A 17,773-nucleotide genomic window follows, 5' to 3' on the forward strand; every position below is an offset into this window, starting at 1 on the left:
TACCGGCCGCTCGCCCTCGCCTTCGCCACAAAGAGTGTTATCCTTTCGTTCATGAGCGTATTGCCCTGCAATCGCCGGAAGCGCCCTCTGTTCCAGAACGCCAGATCGCGGAGACCGGACCGATGACAAGCCCCTCGCGGCAGAAGAAAGGTGCATTTGCGTTCCGTCCCTCGCTTGCCCGGCTGGTGACGACGAAACGCCTGCTGGCGCGCATCGTGCTCTTTTTCGAGCAGCTGCTGCCGTCTCTGATGCCGGTACTATCCGTCATTGCCTTTTATCTCTCCGCCTCCTGGTTCGGCCTCTTCCGCAGTGTGCCGGACTGGCTGCGCATCCTGCTGCTCATCGCCTTTGCCGGTGCTTTTCTCGTCTCGCTCCTCCCCTTCCGCGCCCTGCGCTGGCCGAGGGTCGCAGAAGCCGACCGCATGCTGGAGGAGCGCAACGGCCTGTCGCACCAGCCGGTCACCGTCCAGGAAGACGAGCCGGCCTTCGATACGCCCTTCGGCCGAGCGCTTTGGCGCGAGCACCAGACGCGCATGGCCGAAAAGATCGCAGCACTCGATGCCGGACTTCCACGGCCTGATATCGCCGCGCATGACCGTTTTGCGTTGCGCGCCGTCCCGGCGCTGCTGCTCGTCACGGCCTTCGGTTATTCGCTGTCGATCAACGGCGGCTCGATCCGCGACGCGTTGCAGGCAGCACCCGAGCAAGTGGTCAGCGATCCGGCGGTGCGCATCGACGCCTGGGTGACGCCACCTTCCTATACCGGCCGCGCCCCGATCTATCTGACGGCTGACGGCAGCGAGCAGGCGCCGATCGGCATTCCGCAGTTTTCGGGCCTTACCGTGCGGGTCAGCGGCGGAAAGACGGCCGAAAAAGTCGTGTTCCGCAAGGCAAACGGCGAGGCCCAGGATATCGCCGTGCAGGCGGATACCAAGCCGCAGCAGACGGCGGCATCAGGCAGCGAGCAGCCGACGGCAGCACCCGCCAGCCAGGCTCTCGTCGCGCAGACGCATATGATGAAGCTCCAGGAGAACGGTGCACTCGAGGTCAACGGTCGGCGCTGGAGCTTCGATGTGCTCCCCGACAAGGCGCCGGAGATTGCCTTCGACGGCCTGCCGAAGCCCAGCGTCAATGGCGCGCTTGAAATCGGTTTCACGGTCAAGGACGATTACGGGGTCCAGGAGGCGCATGCGGAGATCGTTCCCGTCGACACCGATCCGACGGCAACGCCGCTCTATCCGCTGCCGGAATACCGGCTGGATATTCCCCGCCGCAACGCCCGCGACGCCAAGGGCGTGACCAGCCGGAACCTGACCGAACATCCGCTTGCCGGCAAGCGCGTGCGCATCACGCTCGTCGCCAAGGATGCCGCCGGCCAGACCGGCCGCAGCCCGCCGCATGAGATGGTGCTGCCGTCGCGGCCCTTCAACGAGCCGCTTGCCGCGGCCGTCGCCGAGGAGCGGCAGGTTTTCGCGCTCGATACGCGCAAGATGCCGCAGGCAATCGCCCTGAACGAGGCACTGACCATCCGTCCCGAGGAGACGATACCGAAGCTCACCAACTACCTGCTGCTCGAATCCGCCTTGGCGCGCATGAAGCTCGCAAAGGGCGAGGATGCGCTGAAGGATACGGCCCAATATCTATGGGAGATCGCCCTCGGCATGGAGGATGGCGATCTTTCGCTGGCCGAGCGCAAGCTGCGCGAGGCCCAGCAGAACCTCGCCGACGCGTTGGACCGCAACGCTCCGGACGCGGAGATCAAGAAGCTCATGGACGAGCTGCGTAAGGCGATGCAGGACTATATGACCGAGCTTGCCCAACGCATGCAGAACGCGCCGATGCAGCCGAACCAGAACGCGCAAAATATCCTGCGTCAGCAGGATCTGGAACGGATGATGGACCAGATCGAGAATCTCGCCCGCTCCGGCAATCGTGACGCCGCCCAGCAGATGCTATCGGAATTGCAGCGCATGATGAACAACCTGCAGGCGGGCCGTCCCCAGCGCGGCCAGCAGAGCCAGGAAAACAGCGAGGCCCGCAAGCAGATCGACAAGCTCGGCGAGATCCTGCGCGACCAACAGAAGCTGATGGAACAGACGTTCCGGCTCGACCAGCAGCTCAGGGATCGCATGCAGCGCGGCGAGCCTGACATGGGCGAGAACGATCCGCTGCTCGACGAGATGAATCCCGGAGAGAACGGCGAGCCACAGGATCAGCAGCAGGGCCAGCAAGGCAAGGAAGGCCAGCAGCCCTCCGACCAGATGACGGCCGAGCAGCTGCGCGAGGCGCTGAAACAGCTGCGCGCCCAGCAGGACGCGCTCGGCAAGCAACTCGGCGAATTGCAGAAGAGCCTCGGCGAGATGGGCATGAAGCCTGGTCCCGGCTTTGGCCAGGCGCAGCGTGAAATGGAAGGCGCTGGCCGCGAACTCGGCCAGGGCCGCGGCCAACCGGCCGTCGAGGGCCAGGGCCGCGCGCTGGAAGCGCTTCGCCAGGGCGCCCGCGACATGATGAACCAGATGATGCAGGCGCAGCAGGGCCAGCAGGGTCAAGGTCCGAACGGCCAGGTGGGTCAAGGCGACCAGAACGGCCGCGACCCGCTCGGCCGGCCGCGCCGGCCCCAAGGGCCGGATTTCGGCGACAACAGCGTGAAGGTGCCTGACGAAATCGACGTTCAGCGGGCGCGAGAAATCCTTGACGCGATCCGCGAAAAGCTCGGTAACAATCCACCGCAGGAAATGGAACGGCGCTATCTCGAGCGGCTGCTGGACATCCAGTAGGCCACTCACCGCAACGCGATCGACAGCAGGCGCGTTAGAACAAAATCATTCCAGGCCGAAACGGCCTGGAATCTGAATCGTGATCTCAATCAAAGAATTGGAGCATGATTTCGCTCCAAATCACGCCTTTTGGTATGCTGGTTCTAAGCGACAAGCGCTCGGGCGACAGCCTTGCGGATCTCGGGAAGCGCGAATGGTTTGGCGACGACATCGATGATCTTTTCGGCAAGATCGTCGGCCCGTTCGCGCTGTTCGGCATAGCCGGTCATCAGCAGGATTTTCAAACCAGGAAAAGCGTCTTTTGCCTGATGGGCGAGTTCAATGCCGTCCATCACCGGCATGCGGATATCTGAAAGCAGCAGATCGTAGACCCCGTCTTTGAGCTTCTCCAAGCCCTCGGCCCCATCGGCCGCCTCATCGGTCTCGTGGCCATCAAGCCGCAGGGCCCGGGCCACGAAGGACCGCAGGGAGTCCTCGTCTTCCGTAATCAGAATTCTTGCCATATGTGCATCGCTCCGTATCAGCCCCGCGACGGAAATCACCAGACTTTCCTTTTCGATCGGTAAAGATGGTGAAGCGATGGACGAGATGGTTAACAACCCGTCTCGAACGGCAAAGTAGCGCAACGGGTCTTTCAGACGCGCAAAAGCACTGTAACACTTTGCAGTCGCTCAGGCGTCCCCGGTCACCACGCCGACAAAGGGCAGTTCACGAAAGGCATAGGCGACATCCATGCCATAGCCGACGACAAAATAGTCGGGGCATTCGAAGCCGACATAATCAGCCTCCAGCTTTTCCTTGCGCTTGACGCGCTTGTCGAGCAGCACGGCGATCGTGACGTTGCGCGCACCACGCTCGAAGAGCAGTTCCTTGGCAAAGAGCAGCGTCCGGCCGGATTCAAGGATATCGTCGATCAGCAGGACGTCGCGGCCATGCACGTCGCTGTCGATATCCTTGACGATGCGCACGCCCTGAGAAACCGTACCGATGCCGTAGCTCGACAGCGTGATGAACTCGACCTCCGGGGCAAGCCCGCTATCATGCAGCGCGCGGATCAGGTCGGCGGCGAAGATGAAGGAGCCCTTCAGCACGGCGATGACGAGCAGGTCCTTGGTCGGGCCGCTGGCGATCTCCCGCGCCATCGAATGATTGCGCTCGGCGATCTGCTCGGCGGTGAAGAGCGGCTCGATGTTTTTTCCGCGCACGACAGGCATAAGGGCTTGCTCCATGAAAAAGAAGGTAAGCCGTTAGCACATATGCGAGCTTGAAACAGCCTCGCCGACTATGAAATTAGCGCGATTGGCGCGACCTGTGGCGCGAAAGTCGGCCCATCCCGTGTCCTGTTACGTCTGTGGCAGGAAGGAAAGCCGGACCTCCGGCATTTTTCCGCCGGCATGCTGGACGCGAGCCGAGAAGCCCCGGCTTTGGCCGCCATAGATCACATCGGCCGGCGGGTTGATGACGATGCTTGCGGTCAGCCGCTCGTCGGTCACGAGATCGGCGCGGATCGGATGCACCGTCTGCGTCGTGCCGCTGTCGTTTTCGATGATGCCGTTGATGACCAGCACGCGCATGCCGTTCGCATCACGCGGCGTCACGGTGACATGGGTGAAATGCAGCGACGCTCCGGACGTGGCTCGCTCGCCGGAAAGGCCGGAAAAACCACCTGTTAGCCCGAAGACAAGCACGACGAGCGCCAGCACCAGCGCTGCGAAGCTCTGCATCGATGCGCGCTGCAGCCAGGATTCCACGGTCTGCAGAAAGGAAGCAGCCATTGCCGGCATGAACGGCGGCTGTGCAGCGTTTGCGGCAGCAGCCATGCGCTTGCGGTTGTCGTTATAGGTCCTTGCATTGAATTCCCTGGGCCGAACTTTGCCGAGGGTGACGAATTCGGCGTCGGAGATATCGGCAGGACGCGCCGAGCGGTACTGACGGTTGACAGGTTCCGGCGGCAGGAAATCGTAGGCCTGGCCCGGCGTCCGGCGACTGAAGGAGGATGCTTCCATGGTGGCTGCCTCGCAGATGTCCACATGGTTTCGCTGCCAGAGGAAATCTTGGCATTGAAACGAATCCTGCTCAGTCGTAAATTTTAATGGTTAATGCTTCGCAAAGATCGCCATCAAACGGGCGTCTTTCCAGCAAAATTTACCGGCTGTTAACGGTGTTGGTTAACAAGTCGTGCGGTGAAACCCACAACAGACTGAGTTGCCCGTTGATCCACTTCGAGAATGTCGGTTTGCGCTATGGCATGGGCCCGGAAATCCTCCGGGACCTGACCTTCGACATTCCGAAGAAATCCTTTCAGTTCCTGACGGGTCCATCGGGCGCCGGCAAGACGTCGCTGTTGCGGATGCTTTTCATGTCGCTTCAGCCGACACGCGGCCTGATCCGCATGTTCGGGCGCGACATTTCCGAAATCCCCCGCCCCGAACTGCCGCTTCTCCGCCGCCGCGTCGGCATCGTCTTCCAGGATTTCCGCCTCCTCGACCATCTGACCACCTATGAGAATGTCGCTTTGCCCTTACGGGTGCGGGGCAAGGATGAGAGCTCCTACAAGACCGACGTCCTGGAACTCTTGAAATGGGTCGGTCTTGGCGAACGCATCAACGTGCTGCCGCCCGTGCTCTCCGGCGGCGAGAAGCAGCGCGCCGCAATCGCCCGGGCGCTGATGGACCGGCCGGAAGTGCTGCTGGCCGACGAACCCACAGGCAATGTCGACCCGCCGATGGCCAAGCGCCTGCTCAATCTTTTCCTCGAGCTGAACCGCCTCGGCACGGCGGTGGTGATCGCCACGCATGACCTGGCGCTGATGGAGCAGGTGGAAGCCCGCCGCATGATCCTCTCAGAGGGGCATCTCGATATTTATGACTGAGCCCTCGTCCAGAAACCCCGAAAAAGCATCTGCCAAGACCCAGCAGAAGCGGCCGGAATTGCGCGTGCGCCCGACCGCGCCGATCCTGCCGCCTTCCAATATCCAGGGCAGTGCGTTGATGGTGGTGATATCGATCATGGCCTTTCTCGCCTGCCTGACGCTCGGCGGCGTCAGCATGGTGCGCTCGACGGCGGCCAGCTGGGAGAGCCAGATTTCGCGCGAGATCACCATTCAGATCAAGCCGGACGACAATCTCGACATGGAAAAGGCGCTGTCCCAGGCGCGCGACCTGGCGCTGACTTTCGTCGGCACCAAAAGCGGCCAGATCGTCGACGAGGCGGCGACCGCTCGCCTGCTAGAACCCTGGCTCGGCCCCGGTCTCGATCTCAAGGATCTGCCCGTTCCCCGCCTCGTCATCATCACCATCGATGAGAGCAATCCGCCGGATTTCGATTCGATGCGGGCGCTGCTCAAGGACAGTATCCCGCAGGCCAGCCTCGACGATCACCGCACCTGGGTTGATCGGCTGGTGTCCATGGCGCACACGACTGTGATGATCGGCACCGGCATCCTGCTCCTGGTTTTCACGGCGATGGTGCTCACCGTCGTCTTCGCCACGCGCGGCGCGCTGTCGGGCAATCGTCACGTCGTCGAAGTCCTGCATTTCGTCGGCGCCGAAAGCTCCTTCGTCGCCACCGAATTCCAGAAGCATTTCCTGAAGATCAGCCTCAAGGGCTCGGCGATCGGCAGCGCGCTTGCCGCTCTCTTCTTCGCCACCGCCGGTTTCTGGCAGAGCCGCACCCTCGCCACCCCGGAAACGGACCAGGCGACCGCGCTCTTCGGCACCTTCTCCGTCGGCGTGCTCGGTTATGCCGGCATCTTCGCGACGATGATCGTCATAGCGCTCCTCACCACCTTCACCGCGCGGCTGACCGTCATGCGGACGATCTACGAAATCGATACGCTACGCTCGGACCCGACACGCACCGATGGCATCGGAAGTTGATCGTGACCGTGCCCTTTTGCCATGAAAGCGTCTGTTCCGCGCCGCAATCAGCGTATAATCACGATTCATGACCATGGGAGATACGACACCCAACCCGATTCATCAGGACCCGGAGCTTGATCGCCCGGTGGGTCTGCCGCCGCGGCGCGGGCCGATCCGCCGCCTGCTGCGCTGGGGCGGCTTTGGCTGCCTGCTGGCAATCGCCCTGGTGTTCGGCGGTTTTCTGCGTTTTGCCGATTCGGTGACGACACTCAGGCCGCCGGCCGAGCCGAAAGCGGATGCGATCGTGGTCCTGACGGGTGGTTACCAGCGCATCGACCAGGCCGTGGAGCTGCTGCAGAAGGGTGCCGGCAAGCGCTTGCTCATCTCCGGCGTCCACCCGACGACGACGCCGGCACAGATCCGCAAGATGACGCAGGGTTCGGCCGATCTCTTCTCCTGCTGTGTCGATATCGGCTACGATGCGATCGACACGATCGGCAATGCCGAGGAGGCTTCGAACTGGATCCACGCCAAGGGATACCGGAGCGTTCTGATCGTCACCAACAATTACCACATGCCGCGAAGCCTTGCCGAACTCTCCTATGTCGATCCCGACATCGAGTTCATCGCTTATCCCGTGGTCAATTCGGATTTGAAGAGCCGCAACTGGTTCACCGATCCGAATGCGATGCGCGTCATGCTGGCCGAATATGTGAAAGTGCTGCTGACCGGCGCCCGCAACATCACCGGCTTCGGCCGCCACACCGGGCTGCGCTCGGCAAACGCGTCCGGCCAGGAATAAAGCACCGCGCTTCGATAGGACGCGCAAGTACGGTCCATCACTTTGAAAGTTGCGCATAATTCCTTCCGAAAATCGACTCCGACTTTCGGGGTCATGCTCTATCTTCTTGTTTTTGCGCAATTCCGGACGCAAAACTGCTGCGCAGTTTTGCTGGAATTGCTTCCGGCTTTTACATCGAGGCGTCATCAAATGCTTTTTATGGCGGGCAATATCGTGTAGGCCGGTCGCGTGAGCATGCCTCGGGAAAGTTTCATGATCGCCCTGCGTTCCGTTCTCTTCAACACGATCTTCTACGCCAACCTCATCATCCGGATGATCGTGTTCTCGCCCTACTATTTTGTCGTGCCGCGCAAGATCGCCTATGCGATCCCGAAGAACTGGGCGCGCTCCAACCACTGGCTGATGCGGGTGATCGTCGGCACCACCTTCGAGATCGAGGGGCTGGAGAACCTGCCTGATGGCAGTTACATCCTGGCCCCGAAGCATCAGTCCTTCTGGGATACCTACGCACTGCTGCCCTGGCTGAAGGATCCCGTCTACATCCTGAAGCGCGAACTCATGTGGATTCCGCTCTTCGGCTGGTATGCGAAGAAACAGCGCATGATCCCGGTCGATCGCGGCGCCCGCGGCAAGGTGATGGTGGAAGTACTGAAACGCACGAAGGAGGAGCTTTCGACCGGGCGCCAGCTCATCATCTATCCCGAGGGCACCCGCCGCCCGCCGGGCGCGGAACCGGTCTATAAATACGGCATCGCCCGCATGTACCGTGACCTTAACCTCCCCGTCGTGCCGGTCGCCATGCATCCCGGCCTCTTCTGGCCGCGGCGGAGCATTCGACGTTATCCCGGCCATTTCAAGGTGAGGATCCTGCCGCCGATCATGCCGGGAATGGATCCGGACGCCTTTTTCGCCCATCTGATCGAGGTATCGGAGCGGGCGAGCGACGAGCTTCTGCTCGAGACCGTCGCGCAAAATCCGCATCTGCCGCTCCCGCCGACGGCGGTCGAAAAACTGGTCGAGCTGCGCAAGCTGAACGCGGCCACTGGCTGAGATCAGGCGGCGCGCAGCCGCTCCACTTCGTTGACGACCTGCTCCAGCCAATGGTCGCGAATGCCCATCTGCTTCAGATGCGCAAGCGTATTGAAGACATAGGCATCATTCGGACCTGACTGGCCGTTTGCTTCGTTCACCACCCGTGCCGCCGCAAGCGCATCGAGCGCGCCGGCATATTGCTCATGCTGACGATCGGTGATGTAGGCGACCGCCTCCACCCGGCGCCGGCCGGCAAGCTGCAGCCGCACCCGGCGCTCCAGGTAGACATTGGTGACCAGCTCGCGGGCGCGGAGATAATCGATCACCTCATCCCATTTTTCCGGCGAAATGCGGAAAGCCATGCCGCGGCAGGCGCCACCCCTGTCGAGGCCGAGAACCAGGCCCGGATTGTCGCGGGTGCCGCGATGGACAAAGGAGCGGACGCAGAGCGAGCGCCTGTAACCGTAGACCAGGGCCTCTGCCCGCTCCATGAACTCGAAGCCCGGATTCCACATCAGCGAACCGTAGCCAAATACCCAAAATTCGTCCATATCGCACGCCAGACCGGGAATCACATTTGCGATTCACCATTGGAGAACATCATGGCAGCGTCAAGCCAATCCGGCAGCGGTAAGAAATTCTGGTTGCTGGGTGGGGGCGTCCTCCTGGTGATGGCGCTTTATACCGGCGGCTGGTTTTATGCGGCCTCAGCGCTGAAGACCACGGTGCTGAAAGCGATCGCGCCGCGCGACCAGGCAGGCGTCAGCGGCGAATGCTCCAATATCGAATTCCGCGGCTATCCCTTCCGGATCGGCCTGTTCTGCTCCAAGATCGACGTCGACGACAATGTCAACGGCGTCTCCGCCACCTTCGGCGCGCTGCGCTCGGCAGCACAGGTCTACGCACCCGGCAATATCGTCTGGGAACTCGATTCGCCGGCAGAGATCCGCACCAGCAACGGACTTTCGATCTCGGCCCAATGGACGAACCTGCAGGCGAGCCTTGCGACGAGGCTGCAGGGCGTCGACCGCAGCTCGACGGTCATCGAGGGTCTGAAGGCGATGGCCGTCTCTTCCTACACCGGCCAGACCATGAGCTTCGATGCCGCTCGCACCGAAATCCATCTGCGGCAGAACGGCGCCGATCTGGATGGTGCAATCTCCGTGCAGGACGCCAACACGGCGATCAAGGACTGGCCGCAAATCTTCCCGAAATTCTCGGCGAGCATCGATCTGACCGTCGCCGGCAAGGCCGGCCTGATCGACGGCAGTGACCGGAACGGCCTCAATGGCGCCACCGGTGAACTGCGCCGCATCGTCGCCGACATCGGCGACGGCAAGGTGATGACGCTGACCGGCCCCTTCTCCTTCGACGAGCAGGGCTTCCTTTCGGGAAAATTCAAACTGGAGATCGAACGGCTCGGCCCCTGGGGCGACAGCCTGAAACAGGCCTTTCCCGATATCGCCTCAAGCGTCAACACGGCGACGAAGCTGCTGAAGTCGCTTGCCGGCGGCAGCGACAAGGTCTCTGTCGATCTCGTCGTCAATCGTGGCAATGCCACCGTCAGCGGTTTCATCCCGCTCGGCCGGATTCCGCCGATCTGATGCATCTCGCCCAAAAGTGTCCAGCGGTTTTGGGATAACGGGATGCATAGGAAATAGAAAAGGCCTGAAGCGCGTCGCATGACGCGATGCGCTTCAGGCTATTCGCTTGATGAAGAAGACTTCCGGGACCGATTGCAGGCCGGGCAATTCGATCGCGCCGGTTTCGGAAAATCCGTTGCGGCGATGCCAGTCCTGGGGCCGGCTTTCGTCGCATTCGCTCGACGTCATCAGCAGGCGGGCGCCGTCGTCGCGCATGGCTTCTTCCCAGGCGAGAAACAGCGCCGTGCCGACGCCCGACCAGCGGTGGCCGGGCAAGACGCGGATCATTTCCATATAGGGAACCCTGCCCCAGAAGCGGGAGAAGCGCAGGAAGCCGACGATCTCGTCGGCCTCTCTGGCAACCAGATATTCGCCGAGCGCGACGCAGCGCGATACCCATGCCTCACCGGCGCTGCCATCCTCGCGCACCAGCCAGTCGATATCAGCCTGGCTCGCGTTTGCCACCTCCACCATCGCGGTGGCTACTTCTTGTCCAGCGCGTGCCGGCCGAAATCCGGCGCGTCGACATCCTGGCCGGCCTGGACGATCGAACGGCGGATGGCGCGCGTGCGGGTGAAGAGTTCGAAAATCTTGTCGCCCTCGCCCCAACGGATGGCGCGCTGCAGATAGGCGAGATCCTCCGAGAAGCGCGCCAGCATTTCGAGGATCGCATCGCGGTTATGCAGGCAGACGTCGCGCCACATCGTCGGGTCGGAGGCAGCAAGGCGGGTGAAATCGCGAAAGCCCGAGGCGGAATATTTGATGACTTCCGTTTCCGTCACCGTCTCCAGATCGTCGGCAGTGCCGACGATATTGTAGGCGATGATATGCGGCAGGTGCGAGACGATGGCGAGCACCTTGTCGTGATGCTCGGCATCCATTTCGTCGACCTTCGAGCCCAGCGCTTCCCAGAAGCTGCGCAGCCGCTTCAGCGCCGTCTCGTCGGTGCCTGCGACCGGCGTGAAGATGCACCAGCGGCCTTCGAAGAGGCCGGGAAAGCCCGCATCCGGGCCGGATTTTTCGGTGCCGGCCAGCGGATGACCGGGGATGAAATGCACATTATCAGGCATATGCGGCAGCATCTGCGCAATGACAGAAGCCTTTGTCGAACCGACATCGGTGACGATGGCCCCCGGCTTCAGGCTTGCCGAGATCTCCTTCGCCACACTTTCCGAAGCGCCGACCGGCACCGAGACGATCACCAGATCGGCATCCTTGACGGCATCCTGCGACGACGTCGTGTAGCTGTCGCCGAGACCGAGTTCTTCCGCGCGCTTCAGCGTATCGGGGCTGCGCGTGGCGACGACGATCTCCGTTGCAAGACCAAGCCGTCTGATATCGTAGGCAAGCGAAGAGCCGATCAGGCCGATGCCGATCAGCGCGATCCGATCGAACTGCACGCTCATGCCTGATGTCCCATGAATTCGGTGAGCGCGGCAATCACGCCACGGTTGGCCTCCTCGGGACCGATGCTCATGCGCAGCGCATTGGCGAAGCCATAGCCGCGTACGGCGCGCAGGATGTAGCCGCGGCTCGTCAACAAATCGTCGGCATCCGCGGCGCGCTTGCCGTCGATCTCCGGGAAATGGATGAGGACGAAATTGGCGACGGACGGCGTCACCTTCAGGCCGATCGCTTCGAGTGCCTGGGTCAGCGTCTCCACCCACATCTGGTTGAAGGAGACGGCCTGCTGGATGAAGGCCTGGTCGCGGATGGCAGCGGCAGCAGCGGCGATTGCCGGCGCGTTCAAGTTGAACGGCGCGCGGACGCGGTTCAGTGCGTCGACGATCTCGGCGGGCGCATACATCCAGCCGACGCGCAGCGCCGCAAGACCATAGGCCTTCGAGAAGGTGCGGGTCATCACCACGTTGGCATAGGAGGATACGACCTCGATGCCGGCTTCATAATCGTTGCGGCGCACATATTCGGCATAGGCGGCATCGAGCACGAGGACGACATGTTTCGGCAGTCCGGCCTGCAGGCGGCGGATCTCGCTGACGGAAACATAGGTGCCGGTTGGATTGCCGGGATTGGCGATGAAGACGATCTTCGTCTTCTCCGTCACCGCGGCAAGGATCGCATCGACATCGACGGTATAGTCCTTCTCCTTGACGACGACAGGCGTGGCGCCGGCGCCCAGGATCTGGATCTTGTAGACGAGGAAGCCGTGCTCGGTGATGATGCCCTCGTCGCCGGCGCCGAGATAGACATGGCAGAGCAGGCCGAGCAGCTCGTCGGAACCATTGCCGCAGAGGATGTTTGCCGGATTGAGGCCGTGCACGGCGGCGATCGCCTCGCGCAGTTCGATCGCCTGCCCGTCAGGATAACGCCCCAGATTGTCGGCAACCGTCTTGAAGGCCTCGATTGCCTTTGGGCTGGCGCCGAGCGGCGTTTCGTTGGACGAAAGCTTGTAGACGCGGGCAACGCCCGGCGCATGTTCCTTGCCCGGCACATAGGCTGCGATATCGAGAATACCGGGACGCGGAACGGGCTTGCTCATCTCAACGCTCATGGGTTCGACCTTGGAATTGCCGGAAATCCGGGCTGAAAAACACCAAGTGGCATTAAAGCGGAATGCGATTGTTGTCGAGACCTATGGGCGTGACACAAGCAGTTGGGAAGCGCTGGGAGGGACGTTACCTGCTGCGTGTGGTCGGCACGCCATGCGGTGCGAGAACCGGCACGAAGACGCGGCGGGAGGCCCGCGCCGCAACCGGCAGCCCCTGATAGAGCCGCTTTTGCGCTTCGACGATGATGACGCCCGAGAAGGCCGGCCACAGCGTTCGGCCGATCCGCTCGAAGGCGCGGCGAAGGCGCAGGATGGTTCTCAGCTTCGAGGGCGGGAAGAACAGCGCTTCAGCCGTCGCGCCCGGCGTGAAGTTCGTCTCGCGCAGCAGATTTGTCAGCTGACCGCGGGAATAGGGGCGGCCCGAACCGAAGGGCGTATGCTCCATGCGTGCCCAGACACCGCGCCGGTTCGGCACGACGATGACCAGCCGTCCGCCCGGCGCCAGCACCCGCCAGAGCTCCTTCAGCGTCTCGCGCGGGCTTTCGGCAAATTCCAGCGAATGCACCATCAGCACCCGGTCGATCGACGAATCCGGCAGCGGCAGTTCCTCGTCGAAAATCAGCGCCGTCGTCGAGAGCGAGCCCATCGGCCAATTCACCGCGCCCTGCCCGGCCGGCATGAAAGCGAAGGTGCGCTCGGTATCGGCCTGGAAACGGTCGAGGAAGGGCACGGCATAACCGAGACCGACCAGACGCTCCTGCGGCAGCCGCACCCAGAGCGAGGACAGCGCCATGGCAATCGACTGCTCGGCAAGACGTCCGAGCTCGGAATGATAGAACTGGCGTAAGTCGACGATATCGGCGTGCATTGCGACAAATGTTATCAGCGGGCGGTTGGACTTCAAGGCCGGAACCTCTACATTTCCGCGAGACTCCTGGGATAAGGGATTATTGAACGATGAAACCTTTGGAATTAGACGTTTTTCTCTGCCGCACCGACAATTTCGGCGTTCTCGTGCACGATCCGGAGACAGGCTTTACCGCGGCGATCGATGCGCCGGAGGAGGCGCCGATCCTCGAAGCGGCGACACGTCGCGGCTGGAAAATCACGCATATCTTCACCACTCATCATCACACCGACCATGTTACTGCCAACCTGGCGCTGAAGGAACAGTTCGGCTGCGAGATCATCGGCCCGATCAACGAGGCCGTCGCCATTCCCGGCCTCGATCGGACGATGGCCGATGGCGACAGCTTCCTTTTCGGCGATCACACGGTCAACGTCATCGAGACACCCGGTCACACCGCCGGCCACATCTGCTATCACTTCGTCGATGACAAGCTGCTGTTTGCCGCCGACACGCTGTTTGCGCTCGGCTGCGGCCGGCTGTTCGAACGCCCGGCCGCCGATATGTGGCATTCCCTGCAGAAACTCTCCGTGTTGCCCGATGAGACCGCCATCTATTTCGGCCATGAATACACATTGTCCAATGCCCGCTTCGCGCTGACCGTCGATCCTGACAATGGGCGCCTGAAGAGCCGTGCCGCCGAGATCGAGGCCTTGCGCACCGACGGCAAATTCACCATCCCGACGACATTGGGGCTGGAAAAGGAAACCAACCCGTTCCTGCGCGCCGCCGATCCGGCGATCCGCCGCAATCTGCTGATGGAAGGCAAGACCAACGAGGAAGTCTTTGCCGAGATCCGCAAGCGCAAGGACAATTTCTGATGTCGCCCGAGGACATTATCCGCGAACTCGGCATGCAGCCGCATCCTGAAGGTGGCTGGTACGTGCAGACATTCCGCGATACGGCGGGCGGAGAACGCGGCCACTCGACGGCGATCTATTATCTGCTGACCACGGGACAGCGTTCGCACTGGCATCGCGTCCACGATGCGGCCGAGGTCTGGCACTATTACGCCGGCGCACCGCTCTCGCTGCACCGCTCGGAAGACGGAACGGCAAGCGAAACCCTGACGCTCGGAACGAATCTTCCTGCCGGCGAGCGGCCGCAGGCGATCATTCCCGCCAATTGGTGGCAATCGGCCGAAACCCTCGGCGATTTCACCCTGGTCGGCTGCACCGTCTCGCCCGGCTTCGAATTTTCAAGCTTCGAGATGGCGCCGCCGGATTGGAAGCCCGGCGGCTGAGATCATTCGGCTGCCACGGGCGGCTGGACCTTGCGGCGGAACATGTCCTGAGCGGCGAGCACCGCCCCGCCGGTGACGAGCACGCAGGCGAGAGCAATGCGCCAGCTCGGCTCCGCAAATCCGAACAGCACCAGAATAAGCGTCGAAAGCAGAGGTGCTGCATAACTTGCTGCGCCGAGAATCTGGATATCGCCGTTCTTGACGCCGTAATCCCAGGCGTAGAAGGCAGCCCCGACCGGAAAGAGCCCGAGCCCGGCGATGGCGACCCACTCGAAACCAGTTGCCGGCCAGACGGTCGTCTCGAGGCCGAGATGGCAGACGAACGACAGGATGGCGGTCGCAAGGCAGAAGCCGGTGACGACATCCGTAGAGACGGCGTCGAAACGCCGCGTCAGCAGCGAATAACCGGACCATGTGAAGGCGCAGAGAAAGGCGGCACCGTAACCGATGGCATAGGCGCCGTCGAATTCGACGCCGTTGCGGCCAACGATCAGGAAGGTACCGCAAAGTCCGGCAAGCGCACCCGCCACATGATACCAGCGCAGCCGTTCGCCCGGCAGCAGCGCCGAACCGACGACGATCAGCAGCGGCCAGAGATAGGCGACCAGCCCCGCCTCCACCGCCGGCGCGTTCCGGAGCGCGGTAAAATAGAGGAAATGATAGCCGAACAGCCCTGCAATGCCGGTTATCCAGACCTTGGCCGGCTGCTTCAGCAGCGCCAGCCGCGCGGGATTGAGGGTAAGCACGACAAGGCCGGGAATGCTGCCGATCGCAAAGCAGACGGCCGAAAGCTGGAACGGCGGCATCTTGCCGGAGGCGGCCGTGAACAACGCCAGGAACGACCACATCAGAATGGCAGTAAAACCGATCAACGTCGCGCGAAGCTTCACCTGTCCCCCTTCACGGAGGCAGAAGGCCCCGTCAGCTGTTGCTGCCGTATTTGACGGCAGTGATCGTCACCATTCCATATTCGGTTGGAATGCGCACATAGACAGGAGCGTATACATTTGCCGCGTCCGACTTGGCAAACCAGATTTCCATGCGATCGCTCTTGCTGAGATAGTCGATGTCCTTGCGGCCCTTTTTGTAGCCCGAGCGCGGAACGAAGCGCACGCTGCAGACGGTTGCCTTGCCCTTGAAGCCATTGGTGGAAAAATCCTCGTCGCCCTTCGGCGAGAGCACCAGATCCATGCGCGTCTCGCCGTCGAAGATCGGCAGCGTCTGCGAGCAGACCTTGGTGTCACCGGTAAAGACCAGGCCGGAGATCGGATCGAGCACCGAGCGCATGTCGCGCGGCGTGACGTCGATCCAGTTCTTCGGACGCTTCGGCGCCGGTGTCGTCGTCGCCGAGATGATGTTGCCGTTGCGGTAGCTGACCTCGTAGACCCGGGCCTTCTTCTTGCCGCTCTTGTAGTAGAGCGAATATTTCTGCGCCTGCAGCCTGTCATTGCGCACGACGCCTGAAACGCTGGTCTTCGCCGAAATCGTCGTGATGAGATCGGCAAGACCGGCGGAATTGATGTCGCCGGCGATCTTGTAGCTGTGATCGTCCTCGATCTGCGTCAGGAACGCGGCGCGCGCGATCGGCAGGCCGGCGAGCGCCACCCGGTATTCCGTCCGATGCTGGATTTCGGCCGCCGATGCCGGTATGGCAAGAAGCGCGGCGATGGCCGAAATGAAAATCCGTCTGCCCGAATGAGCCATGGAAAAAAGCCTTGTCTTGCTGCGCGCTGACAGCCCCTGCTGAGCGCTGTATACTCCTGCCGCGAAGGGAAGAAAACAGCAGCTTTTTGACAGAATTGCGGGAAAGGCCAAGGTTTGGCTTGACGCGAGCAGCCTGCCTGACTATAGAACCGCAACTTTCCAATCATGCCCGTTGGATTGCGCGTCTGGCTTTGCCGGAAGTGGCAATTCGATGGCCCGAGAAAAACAAGAATAGGTGTTCCATGTCCCGCGTGTGCGAATTGACCGGCAAGGCCGTCCTGACTGGTAACAATGTCAGCCATGCCAACAACAAGACCAAGCGCCGGTTCCTGCCGAACCTGTGCCAGGTAACGCTGATTTCCGACGCTCTCAACCAGCGTTATCGTCTTCGCGTTTCGGCTGCCGCTCTTCGCACCGTCGAGCATCGTGGCGGCCTCGATGCCTTCCTGCTGAAGGCCAGCGAAAACGAACTGTCGATGCGCGCCCGCCTGCTGCGCCGTCAGATTGCCAAGAAGACCGCCGAAGCCGCTGCTGCGTAAGCTTCTGCCCTTCTTCCATACGGCTTCAAAAGGCTTGAACGGATAATACCGGACAAGCCTTTTGCTTTGCCGGTCCGTCTCTCCAACTGGTGGCATCACCCAGGATAAAAAAATGCTGAAGACTCGCTATACCATTGCCTATGTCGCGCTGATGACGCTTGTCGTCGTCGCCTCCAACTTCCTCGTCCAATTTCCGCTGAACGCCGAAGTCGCCGGCATCAACCTCGCCGACATCTTGACCTGGGGCGCCTTCTCCTATCCGATCGCTTTCCTGATCACCGACCTGACCAACCGTCAGTTCGGCCCGCAGGCAGCCCGCAAGGTCGTCTTTGCCGGCTTCGTCGTCGGTGTGACGCTCTCCTTCTTCACCTCGGTGCCGCGCATCGCCATCGCCTCCGGCTCGGCCTATCTCGCCGGCCAGCTGCTCGATATCGCCGTCTTCAACCGCCTTCGCCGCCAGGCCTGGTGGCGCGCGCCGCTGGTCGGTTCGCTGATCGGCTCGGCGCTCGATACGGTGATGTTCTTCTCGCTGTCCTTCGCCGCGTTTTTTGTCTTCCTCGGCCCGAACGATCCCTTTGCGCTCGAAGCAGCCCCCGTCCTCGGCGTTTTCGCCACCGAGGCACCGCGATGGATTTCCTGGGCGATCGGCGATTTCGCCGTGAAGATGATCGTCGGCCTCGTCATGCTGCTGCCTTATGGCGCGCTGATGAACGTGCTGCGGCCGATGCAGGCCGCTCGCGCCAGCTAGTCTAGTTGA

At 61.9% G+C, this 17,773-nt stretch carries 20 protein-coding genes; 10 read left to right on the forward strand and 10 right to left on the reverse strand.

Features of this window, described 5'->3' with window-relative positions; genetic code table 11:
- The first annotated feature begins 122 nt into the window (after positions 1-122).
- Complete coding sequence (locus RLCC275e_RS19645; protein ID WP_033179335.1) at positions 123-2,777, forward strand: TIGR02302 family protein; 2,655 nt, start codon at positions 123-125, stop codon at positions 2,775-2,777.
- Positions 2,778-2,920: 143 nt separating this feature from the next.
- On the opposite strand, the gene RLCC275e_RS19650 is transcribed toward RLCC275e_RS19645, so the two are convergent.
- The 3 genes from RLCC275e_RS19650 to RLCC275e_RS19660 all read right to left on the reverse strand — a co-directional run bounded on the left by RLCC275e_RS19650 (position 2,921) and on the right by RLCC275e_RS19660 (position 4,783).
- Positions 2,921-3,280: a response regulator gene (locus RLCC275e_RS19650; RefSeq protein ID WP_033179414.1), complete on the reverse strand. Its 360-nt coding sequence runs from the start codon at positions 3,278-3,280 to the stop codon at positions 2,921-2,923.
- A gap of 168 nt (positions 3,281-3,448) precedes the next feature.
- Positions 3,449-3,991 (reverse strand): hypoxanthine phosphoribosyltransferase, encoded by a 543-nt coding sequence (gene hpt / locus RLCC275e_RS19655; protein ID WP_003543314.1) that lies wholly within the window; start codon positions 3,989-3,991, stop codon positions 3,449-3,451.
- Between the two features lie 129 nt (positions 3,992-4,120).
- A complete protein-coding gene (locus tag RLCC275e_RS19660) occupies positions 4,121-4,783 on the reverse strand; it encodes a membrane protein (protein WP_033179415.1) in 663 nt (220 codons plus the stop codon).
- A gap of 206 nt (positions 4,784-4,989) precedes the next feature.
- Here RLCC275e_RS19660 and ftsE point away from each other — a divergent pair, with 206 nt between their 5' ends.
- The 4 genes from ftsE (at position 4,990) to RLCC275e_RS19680 (ending at position 8,489) form a co-directional block, all read left to right on the forward strand.
- A complete protein-coding gene (ftsE, locus tag RLCC275e_RS19665; protein ID WP_003543317.1) occupies positions 4,990-5,649 on the forward strand; it encodes a cell division ATP-binding protein FtsE in 660 nt (219 codons plus the stop codon).
- A complete protein-coding gene (locus RLCC275e_RS19670) occupies positions 5,642-6,655 on the forward strand; it encodes a cell division protein FtsX (protein ID WP_033179336.1) in 1,014 nt (337 codons plus the stop codon). The genes ftsE and RLCC275e_RS19670 overlap by 8 nt, the downstream gene beginning before the upstream one ends.
- A gap of 73 nt (positions 6,656-6,728) precedes the next feature.
- The gene (locus RLCC275e_RS19675; RefSeq protein ID WP_033179337.1) at positions 6,729-7,439 is read left to right on the forward strand and encodes a YdcF family protein; all 711 of its coding nucleotides are present in this window, start codon (positions 6,729-6,731) and stop codon (positions 7,437-7,439) included.
- A gap of 252 nt (positions 7,440-7,691) precedes the next feature.
- Positions 7,692-8,489 (forward strand): lysophospholipid acyltransferase family protein, encoded by a 798-nt coding sequence (locus tag RLCC275e_RS19680; protein WP_033179338.1) that lies wholly within the window; start codon positions 7,692-7,694, stop codon positions 8,487-8,489.
- Between the two features lie 2 nt (positions 8,490-8,491).
- Here RLCC275e_RS19680 and RLCC275e_RS19685 read toward each other — a convergent pair whose 3' ends face one another.
- Complete coding sequence (locus RLCC275e_RS19685) at positions 8,492-9,022, reverse strand: gamma-glutamylcyclotransferase (RefSeq protein ID WP_033179339.1); 531 nt, start codon at positions 9,020-9,022, stop codon at positions 8,492-8,494.
- 51 nt (positions 9,023-9,073) lie between these two features.
- Between RLCC275e_RS19685 and RLCC275e_RS19690 the strand changes: the two genes are divergently transcribed.
- Entirely contained in the window at positions 9,074-10,075 is a 1,002-nt protein-coding gene (locus RLCC275e_RS19690; protein ID WP_033179340.1) for a DUF2125 domain-containing protein, read from the forward strand.
- A 93-nt stretch (positions 10,076-10,168) separates the two neighbouring features.
- Here RLCC275e_RS19690 and RLCC275e_RS19695 read toward each other — a convergent pair whose 3' ends face one another.
- The 4 genes from RLCC275e_RS19695 to RLCC275e_RS19710 all read right to left on the reverse strand — a co-directional run bounded on the left by RLCC275e_RS19695 (position 10,169) and on the right by RLCC275e_RS19710 (position 13,527).
- Positions 10,169-10,588, reverse strand: coding sequence for a GNAT family N-acetyltransferase (locus RLCC275e_RS19695; protein WP_033179341.1), 420 nt, complete (start codon positions 10,586-10,588; stop codon positions 10,169-10,171).
- 8 nt (positions 10,589-10,596) lie between these two features.
- Positions 10,597-11,520, reverse strand: a complete 924-nt coding sequence (locus tag RLCC275e_RS19700) for a prephenate/arogenate dehydrogenase family protein (RefSeq protein ID WP_033179342.1) — start codon at positions 11,518-11,520, stop codon at positions 10,597-10,599.
- Positions 11,517-12,614 carry a histidinol-phosphate transaminase gene (gene hisC, locus RLCC275e_RS19705; protein WP_171816871.1) on the reverse strand — a complete coding sequence of 366 codons (1,098 nt, stop codon included), beginning with the start codon at positions 12,612-12,614 and terminating at the stop codon, positions 11,517-11,519. Before hisC ends, RLCC275e_RS19700 begins: the two co-directional genes overlap by 4 nt.
- Before the next feature lie 136 nt (positions 12,615-12,750).
- A complete protein-coding gene (locus RLCC275e_RS19710; protein ID WP_017962305.1) occupies positions 12,751-13,527 on the reverse strand; it encodes a class I SAM-dependent methyltransferase in 777 nt (258 codons plus the stop codon).
- A gap of 53 nt (positions 13,528-13,580) precedes the next feature.
- On the opposite strand from RLCC275e_RS19710, the gene gloB reads away from it, so the two are divergent.
- Both gloB and RLCC275e_RS19720 read left to right on the forward strand, forming a co-directional pair.
- Positions 13,581-14,351, forward strand: coding sequence for a hydroxyacylglutathione hydrolase (gene gloB / locus RLCC275e_RS19715; protein WP_033179344.1), 771 nt, complete (start codon positions 13,581-13,583; stop codon positions 14,349-14,351).
- Complete coding sequence (locus tag RLCC275e_RS19720; protein WP_033179345.1) at positions 14,351-14,773, forward strand: cupin domain-containing protein; 423 nt, start codon at positions 14,351-14,353, stop codon at positions 14,771-14,773. The genes gloB and RLCC275e_RS19720 overlap by 1 nt, the downstream gene beginning before the upstream one ends.
- Positions 14,774-14,775: 2 nt before the next feature.
- Here the strand turns inward: RLCC275e_RS19720 and yddG are convergent, their stop codons facing one another.
- Both yddG and RLCC275e_RS19730 read right to left on the reverse strand, forming a co-directional pair.
- The gene (gene yddG, locus RLCC275e_RS19725) at positions 14,776-15,663 is read right to left on the reverse strand and encodes an aromatic amino acid exporter YddG (RefSeq protein ID WP_033179346.1); all 888 of its coding nucleotides are present in this window, start codon (positions 15,661-15,663) and stop codon (positions 14,776-14,778) included.
- 31 nt (positions 15,664-15,694) lie between these two features.
- Positions 15,695-16,477, reverse strand: a complete 783-nt coding sequence (locus RLCC275e_RS19730) for a DUF3108 domain-containing protein (protein WP_130707875.1) — start codon at positions 16,475-16,477, stop codon at positions 15,695-15,697.
- A gap of 242 nt (positions 16,478-16,719) precedes the next feature.
- Between RLCC275e_RS19730 and rpmB the strand changes: the two genes are divergently transcribed.
- Positions 16,720-17,016, forward strand: a complete 297-nt coding sequence (gene rpmB, locus RLCC275e_RS19735; RefSeq protein WP_003543341.1) for a 50S ribosomal protein L28 — start codon at positions 16,720-16,722, stop codon at positions 17,014-17,016.
- A gap of 112 nt (positions 17,017-17,128) precedes the next feature.
- Entirely contained in the window at positions 17,129-17,764 is a 636-nt protein-coding gene (locus RLCC275e_RS19740) for a VUT family protein (protein WP_017962311.1), read from the forward strand.
- Positions 17,765-17,773: the final 9 nt, after the last annotated feature.

The organism is Rhizobium brockwellii, assembly GCF_000769405.2.
Taxonomy (GTDB): domain Bacteria; phylum Pseudomonadota; class Alphaproteobacteria; order Rhizobiales; family Rhizobiaceae; genus Rhizobium; species Rhizobium brockwellii.

Excerpts from the sequence above, each read along its gene's own strand:
- RLCC275e_RS19720 (WP_033179345.1), top strand. The coding sequence starts at position 14,351 with ATGTCGCCCGAGGACATTATCCGCGAACTCGGCATGCAGCCGCATCCT.
- RLCC275e_RS19670 (WP_033179336.1), top strand. The coding sequence starts at position 5,642 with ATGACTGAGCCCTCGTCCAGAAACCCCGAAAAAGCATCTGCCAAGACC.
- RLCC275e_RS19700 (WP_033179342.1), bottom strand. The coding sequence starts at position 11,520 with ATGAGCGTGCAGTTCGATCGGATCGCGCTGATCGGCATCGGCCTGATC.
- RLCC275e_RS19650 (WP_033179414.1), bottom strand. The coding sequence starts at position 3,280 with ATGGCAAGAATTCTGATTACGGAAGACGAGGACTCCCTGCGGTCCTTC.
- RLCC275e_RS19740 (WP_017962311.1), top strand. The coding sequence starts at position 17,129 with ATGCTGAAGACTCGCTATACCATTGCCTATGTCGCGCTGATGACGCTT.
- RLCC275e_RS19645 (WP_033179335.1), top strand. The coding sequence starts at position 123 with ATGACAAGCCCCTCGCGGCAGAAGAAAGGTGCATTTGCGTTCCGTCCC.
- RLCC275e_RS19730 (WP_130707875.1), bottom strand. The coding sequence starts at position 16,477 with ATGGCTCATTCGGGCAGACGGATTTTCATTTCGGCCATCGCCGCGCTT.
- RLCC275e_RS19680 (WP_033179338.1), top strand. The coding sequence starts at position 7,692 with ATGATCGCCCTGCGTTCCGTTCTCTTCAACACGATCTTCTACGCCAAC.
- RLCC275e_RS19660 (WP_033179415.1), bottom strand. The coding sequence starts at position 4,783 with ATGGAAGCATCCTCCTTCAGTCGCCGGACGCCGGGCCAGGCCTACGAT.
- RLCC275e_RS19695 (WP_033179341.1), bottom strand. The coding sequence starts at position 10,588 with ATGGTGGAGGTGGCAAACGCGAGCCAGGCTGATATCGACTGGCTGGTG.
- RLCC275e_RS19690 (WP_033179340.1), top strand. The coding sequence starts at position 9,074 with ATGGCAGCGTCAAGCCAATCCGGCAGCGGTAAGAAATTCTGGTTGCTG.
- hpt (WP_003543314.1), bottom strand. The coding sequence starts at position 3,991 with ATGCCTGTCGTGCGCGGAAAAAACATCGAGCCGCTCTTCACCGCCGAG.
- gloB (WP_033179344.1), top strand. The coding sequence starts at position 13,581 with ATGAAACCTTTGGAATTAGACGTTTTTCTCTGCCGCACCGACAATTTC.
- RLCC275e_RS19685 (WP_033179339.1), bottom strand. The coding sequence starts at position 9,022 with ATGGACGAATTTTGGGTATTTGGCTACGGTTCGCTGATGTGGAATCCG.
- rpmB (WP_003543341.1), top strand. The coding sequence starts at position 16,720 with ATGTCCCGCGTGTGCGAATTGACCGGCAAGGCCGTCCTGACTGGTAAC.
- RLCC275e_RS19675 (WP_033179337.1), top strand. The coding sequence starts at position 6,729 with ATGGGAGATACGACACCCAACCCGATTCATCAGGACCCGGAGCTTGAT.
- hisC (WP_171816871.1), bottom strand. The coding sequence starts at position 12,614 with ATGAGCAAGCCCGTTCCGCGTCCCGGTATTCTCGATATCGCAGCCTAT.